This is a genomic window from Streptomyces sp. NPDC005492, from assembly GCF_040605995.1.
GTDB lineage: Bacteria > Actinomycetota > Actinomycetes > Streptomycetales > Streptomycetaceae > Streptomyces.
Genome location: NZ_JBEXDX010000020.1, coordinates 156,770 through 162,769 on the forward strand (window position 1 = coordinate 156,770; position 6,000 = coordinate 162,769).

Annotated in this window: 4 protein-coding genes and 2 pseudogenes; 5 read left to right on the plus strand and 1 reads right to left on the minus strand. The window is 69.1% G+C overall.

Going from position 1 to position 6,000, the window contains the following annotated elements; translation table 11 throughout:
* Positions 1–28: 28 nt before the first annotated feature.
* From ABZT04_RS26105 to ABZT04_RS26125, 5 genes and pseudogenes are all read left to right on the plus strand, one after another.
* Positions 29–1,336, plus strand: coding sequence for a GAF domain-containing protein (locus tag ABZT04_RS26105; RefSeq protein WP_356059399.1), 1,308 nt, complete (start codon positions 29–31; stop codon positions 1,334–1,336).
* Between the two features lie 56 nt (positions 1,337–1,392).
* Positions 1,393–2,916, plus strand: coding sequence for an aldehyde dehydrogenase family protein (locus ABZT04_RS26110; protein ID WP_356059400.1), 1,524 nt, complete (start codon positions 1,393–1,395; stop codon positions 2,914–2,916).
* A gap of 250 nt (positions 2,917–3,166) precedes the next feature.
* Positions 3,167–3,349, plus strand: a pseudogene (locus ABZT04_RS26115) (IS256 family transposase); the annotation flags it as partial.
* Positions 3,346–3,909: a GNAT family N-acetyltransferase gene (locus tag ABZT04_RS26120; protein WP_356059401.1), complete on the plus strand. Its 564-nt coding sequence runs from the start codon at positions 3,346–3,348 to the stop codon at positions 3,907–3,909. The pseudogene ABZT04_RS26115 and the gene ABZT04_RS26120, both read left to right, overlap by 4 nt.
* 243 nt (positions 3,910–4,152) lie before the next feature.
* Positions 4,153–4,601: pseudogene (locus ABZT04_RS26125) on the plus strand (transposase family protein); the annotation flags it as partial.
* Here ABZT04_RS26125 and ABZT04_RS26130 read toward each other — a convergent pair.
* Positions 4,567–6,000 (minus strand): glutamate--cysteine ligase (locus ABZT04_RS26130; protein WP_356059402.1); only part of this gene is annotated, 1,434 nt, incomplete at its 5' end. The pseudogene ABZT04_RS26125 and the gene ABZT04_RS26130 overlap by 35 nt on opposite strands.

The following is a 6,000-nucleotide window of genomic DNA, read 5'->3' on the forward strand; positions in this document are numbered from 1 at the left end:
CCGCTGTATCGCCTTCCGGGAGGCCGAGTTGACCGATCCATGGGTGGCCCTGGAGCCGGGGGCCGACCCTGCCGAGCGGGTGCGGGTGCTGCGCCGGGCGCACGAGACGTTCGCCGTCGCCGGCACGGTGCCGCGACCGGTGCGGTCGGTGGTGGCCGATTCCTGGCGGCGTTCCGCGCGGGCCGGCGTCGGTCCCGAGGGCACGGCCGATGTCGAGTTGACGGACGGTGACCTCGGTGTCCATCGCGCGGAGCATCCGCTGGCTCGGGTGATGCCGCTGATCAGGGAGTTGGTGGGCACGTTCGCGGCGGACGGCGAGCATCTGCTGGCGGTGTGCGACGCACAGGGCAGGCTGTTGTGGGTCGAGGGGCATCCGGCGACCCGGCGGAAGGCCGGCCGGATGAACTTCGTGCCGGGTGCGCGCTGGGCGGAGAGCGCGGTCGGGACGAACGCGCCGGGCACGGCGGTCGCGGTGGACCGTCCGGTGCAGGTGTTCGCGGCCGAGCACTTCATCCGGCGGGTGCAGCCGTGGACGTGTGCGGCGGCTCCGGTGCACGATCCGCGCACCGGGCGGGTGCTCGGTGCCGTGGACATCACCGGTGGGGACGGGCTGGCGCACCCGCACAGCCTGGGCTTCGTGCAGGCGGTGGCACGCGCCGCCGAGTCCCAACTGGCGCTGCTCACCCCGGAGTCCACACCCGCCGACGGTCCCGAGCTGACCGCGCTCGGCCGGGACGAGGCCCAACTGTGCCTCGACGGGCGCAAGTTGAGGCTGAGCCGTCGGCACAGCGAGATCATGGTGCTGCTGGCCCGGCATCCCGAGGGGCTGACCGGCGACGAGCTGCTGTGCGCGCTGTACGAGGACGAGTCGGTTCCGCCGGTGACACTGCGGGCCGAACTGGCGCGGCTGCGCAGACTGTTGGGGCCCGACCTGCTCGCCTCACGCCCCTACCGGCTCACAATGCCGGTGGAGTCCGATGTCGCTATCGTCGAGCGGCGGCTGGAAGGGGGTTCGGTCACGGGAGCGGCGACGGCCTACAGCGGTCCGTTGCTGCCCGGTTCGCAGGCCCCGGCGGTGGTCAGGCTCCGGGCCCGCCTCGCGGACGGCCTCCGTGCGGCGCTGATCGCCCGCCGCGATCCTGACCTGCTGGCGGACTGGGCTCACGCGCCGTGGGGCGAGGACGACCTCGACGTATGGCGGGCGCTCGCGGCGGTACGACCGACGGCACCGGTGCGCTCCCGCCTCGCCGCGTTGGAGTCCGAGCTGACGGCAGCGGCGACCCCGCTCCCCTTCACGCGAGGCAACGCAACGTGGATGCAACGTCCTGCTCCTTAGCCTCGCGCCGAGAGCTGTCCAACGGCGGGCAGCGCTGTTCCGGGAGGCAGACCAGAATGACCCGTTACACGGCACCCGGCACCGAGGGCGCGATCGTCTCCTACCAGTCGCGCTACGACCACTTCATCGGCGGCGAGTACGTGCCGCCGGCTCGCGGGCAGTACTTCGAGAACCCGTCCCCGGTGAACGGGCTGCCGTTCACGGAGATCGCGCGCGGCACCGCGGAGGACGTGGAGCGGGCGCTGGACGCGGCGCATGCGGCCGCACCGGGCTGGGGCCGTTCGTCGGTGACCGAGCGGTCCGACATCCTGCTCAAGATCGCCGACCGGATGGAGGCGAACCTCGAACCGCTCGCGGTTGCGGAGAGCTGGGAGAACGGCAAGCCGATCCGCGAGACCCTGGCCGCCGACATCCCGCTCGCCATCGACCACTTCCGCTACTTCGCGGGGGCGATCCGCGCGCAGGAGGGTTCGCTGGGCGAGGTGGACGACGACACGGTGGCGTACCACTTCCACGAGCCGCTCGGGGTCGTGGCCCAGATCATCCCGTGGAACTTCCCCATCCTGATGGCGACTTGGAAGCTGGCCCCGGCCCTCGCGGCGGGCAACGCGGTCGTCATCAAGCCCGCCGAGCAGACCCCGGCGTCCATCCACTACTGGATGAGCCTGATCGCGGACCTGCTGCCGCCGGGCGTGGTGAACATCGTCAACGGCTTCGGCGTGGAGGCGGGCAAGCCGCTCGCGTCCAGCCCCCGCGTGGCGAAGGTCGCCTTCACCGGCGAGACCACCACGGGGCGGTTGATCATGCAGTACGCCTCCGAGAACATCAAGCCGGTCACGCTGGAACTGGGCGGCAAGTCACCGAACATCTTCTTCGACGACGTGTCGGCGGCGCACGACGACTTCCTCGACAAGGCGCTCGAAGGCTTCACGATGTTCGCGCTCAACCAGGGCGAGGTCTGCACCTGCCCGTCCCGGGCGCTCGTCCAGCGCGGCCACTACTCCGACTTCCTCCAGGCGGCCGTCGCCCGCACGGAGTTGATCAAGCCGGGGCACCCCCTGGACACCGACACGATGATCGGCGCCCAGGCCTCCAACGACCAGTTGGAGAAGATCCTCTCTTATCTGGACATCGGCCGGCAGGAAGGCGCGAAGGTCCTCACGGGCGGCGAACGCATCGACTACGACGGTGAGTTGAAGGGCGGCTACTACGTCCAGCCGACGATCTTCGAGGGCGACAACCGGATGCGCATCTTCCAGGAGGAGATCTTCGGCCCGGTGGTCTCGGTGACGTCGTTCAACGACTTCGACGACGCGATCAAGATCGCCAACGACACGCTGTACGGCCTCGGCGCCGGCGTGTGGACCCGGGACATCAACACGGCGTACCGCGCGGGCCGAGCGATCCAGGCGGGCCGGGTGTGGACGAACTGCTACCACGCGTACCCCGCGCACGCGGCGTTCGGCGGCTACAAGCAGTCCGGCATCGGCCGGGAGAACCACAAGATGATGCTGGAGCACTACCAGCAGACCAAGAACATTCTTTGTTCATACAGCCCGAAGAAACTTGGGTTCTTCTAGAGCCTGAAGTCGGTTGCCTGGAGGCGCCGTTGCACTCCAGGCAGTCCGACACCGGAGTCACTCCAGGTAAGCAACAGGCTGCCTCAAGTCGATGGTTGACCTTCAACGAGGACCGCCCCCCGGACCAGTCACGGACCAGACTCCCGCCCGGGGTGAGGCAGGCGACAACCCTCTGACACGCGTGGTGGCACGACGCGCTCACCCCAGAGTGGAGGGGACCGATTACCCGGCGGACTGTCAGTGTCTGCGCACCGTCCGGCTGCGGACCAAGGTCACCCGCGGCGCCGCCCTGGCCATGGTCTTCAAGCTCGTCGAGTCCGCCCAGCATCGGTGGCGGGCCGTGAACGCACCCCACCTTGTCGCCCTCGTCCGCGCCGGAGCCAGCTTCGAACGCGGCCAGCTCGTCGAACGCCCCGAGGCGGTCACGGCGTGAGCACCCTCGCGGCCCAGGCCATCAGCACCAGGCGGCTCGACCTGCCGCCGCTGCACGTCGAGCACGCCGAGGAGATGGCTGCCGTGCTGGCCGATTCGGCCCTGCACACCTTCATCGGCGGCGCTCCGGACACCCCGCAAGCCCTGCGCTCGCGCTACCAGCGCATGACGGCAGGCTCTCCCGATTCTGCCGTGTCCTGGCTGAACTGGGTGATCCTGCTGCGTGAGACGTCCTGTCTGACGGGCACCGTCCAGGCGACAGTCCGCCCCTCCGGCCACGGCCCCATCGCCGAGATCGCCTGGGTGGTGGGGACCCCGTGGCAGGGAAGAGGCATCGCTACCGAAGCAGCCCAAGGACTCGTCGACTGGCTCAGCCGGCAGCCGGTGCACACCGTCATCGCCCACATCCACCCCGAGCATCGGGCATCCGCTGCCGTCGCCGCCGGGCTCACACCGACCGACGAATGGCACGAAGGCGAGATCCGATGGCACCGGAGCATCACTGGAAAGGGAAGTGTTGGCGACAACGCTCCGACCCTTCCTGCAGTCCGCGATATCTGACCTCAAGTACGGCGACCAACCGGCCTTCGTGTGGCATCGACTGACACGCAGTCTCGCTGCGCACATTCAAGCAATCGCTACAACCCAACTCACACGCAAGCCACTTCGCGCCCTGAATCGTCTACAACTCCGGCTCGCAAACGACCGGGTGATACCTGGCTTACCGCCCACCAGTCCAAGGGACGCGAGTGGAACTCACGCGCGCCCGCCTCAACACCATTGCCCTAACTTGAAAGTGGCACGCCCCACTACTCCGGCAAGAAGCGGCACGATGACATGAACGTTCAGGTGCTGGCCGGTCCATTCGGGAGATTGCTGTGGGCCTCGCCCGCACTGCCTGGTGCGATGGCACGACCTGAAGGCGGCGGCCCGCGAGCACGGCATCATCGAGGCCCTCGGCGAGGCCGGCCTCAAGGCTGACGCCGATAAGGCATACCAAGGCGCGGCCCGGAACAGCCGAGTTCCCTTCAAGGGGCGCCGCCTCAAGCGGTGGCATTGACGTCACGACACCACCAACGCCAAGATCCGCTGCGTTGGCGAGCAGGCCATGGCCACGTTCAAGGGCTGGCGTCTCCTGAGCAAGCTGCTGCAGTACCAACCGCATCACCGCGATCGTCGAACCCGTACACCACTTCCCTGGACGCAACCTGGCGGTGATCAGTCCACGGGCCAGGTGTGCGCGGGTGCGTTGAGGTGCATGTAGTCCATGTACGTCAGCGTCATCCGGCGCAGCGCCTCCTGGCGGTCGCAGCCCGCCTTCTCCAGGTGGTGGACCGTCTCCGCCTGCCACAGGGCGCCGTTGCGGGCGGTGACACACCGCTGCTCGATGACGCCCAGCAGGGGCTCGCGCCATTCCGTGTCCATCCCGGCCAGCTCCAGGCCCCGATGGGCGAGGGGCAGCAGCCGCCGCAACACCAGTTCCGTGACCGGTACTTCGCCCACCCCCGGCCAGTACAGGCGGGCGTCGATGCCGTCACGGGCGGCGGTGTGCAGGTTCTCCTCGGCGACCGAGAAGGACATCCGCGTCCACACGGGGCGGTCCTCGTCGACGAGGGCGCGGGTCAGGCCGTAGTAGAAGGCGCCGTTGGCGATGATGTCGGCCACGGTGGGCCCGGCGGGCAGCACCCGGTTCTCGATGCGCAGGTGCGGGCCACTGTCGGTGACGGCGTAGATCGGGCGGTTCCAGCGGTAGATCGTGCCGTTGTGCAGCGTCAGTTCGCCGAGTTCCGGAACGCCCCCGCCGTCGAGCGCCTCCTGTGGGTCCTCCTCGTCGCAGATCGGCAGGAGCGCGGGGAAATAGCGCACGTTCTCCTCGAACAGGTCGAAGACGCTGGTGATCCAGCGCTCCCCGAACCACACCCGGGGTCGTACCCCTTGTGCCTTGATCTCCTGGGGCCGGGAGTCGGTGGCCTGTTCGAAGAGGGGGATACGGGTCTCGCGCCACAGCTCCCTGCCGAAGAGGAACGGCGAGTTGGCCGCGAGGGCGATCTGTACGCCCGCGACGGCCTGTGCCGCGTTCCAGTAGTCCGCGAACTCCTTGGGGGCGACCTGGAGATGGAACTGCGTGCTGGTGCAGGCGGCCTCGGGGGTGATGGCGTCGGCATACATCGCGAGCCGGTCCACGCCGTCCAGCGTGATGCGCAGGTCCTCGCCGCGAGCCGCGAAGATCTGCTCGTTGAGCAGCCGGTAGCGCGGGTCGCCGGACAGGGCGGTCTCGCCGACGTCCGCCTCGCCCAGCGTCGGCAGGATGCCCACCATGATCAGATGCGCGCCGACCGCCGAGGCACGTTCCTCGGCGTGGTTGAGGGCGTCGCGGATCTCCTGCTCCCAGGAGCCGGGGCCGCCGGACAGCAGGCGGCGGGGCGGGATGTTGATCTCCAGGTTGAAACGGCCCAGCTCGCTCGACCAGGCGGGATCGGCGATCGCCTGGAGCACCTCGGTGTTCCGCATGACCGGGAGCCCGTCCTCGCCCACCAGGTTGAGCTCGATCTCAAGGCCGACCTGCGGCCGCTCGCTCTCGAAGCCGGACTCGCGCAGCATCTGCGCCAGGACGTCGAGGCAGGTGTGCATCTTGTCCCGGTACCGTCGGCG

Excerpts from the sequence above, each read along its gene's own strand:
- ABZT04_RS26110 (WP_356059400.1), top strand. The coding sequence starts at position 1,393 with ATGACCCGTTACACGGCACCCGGCACCGAGGGCGCGATCGTCTCCTAC.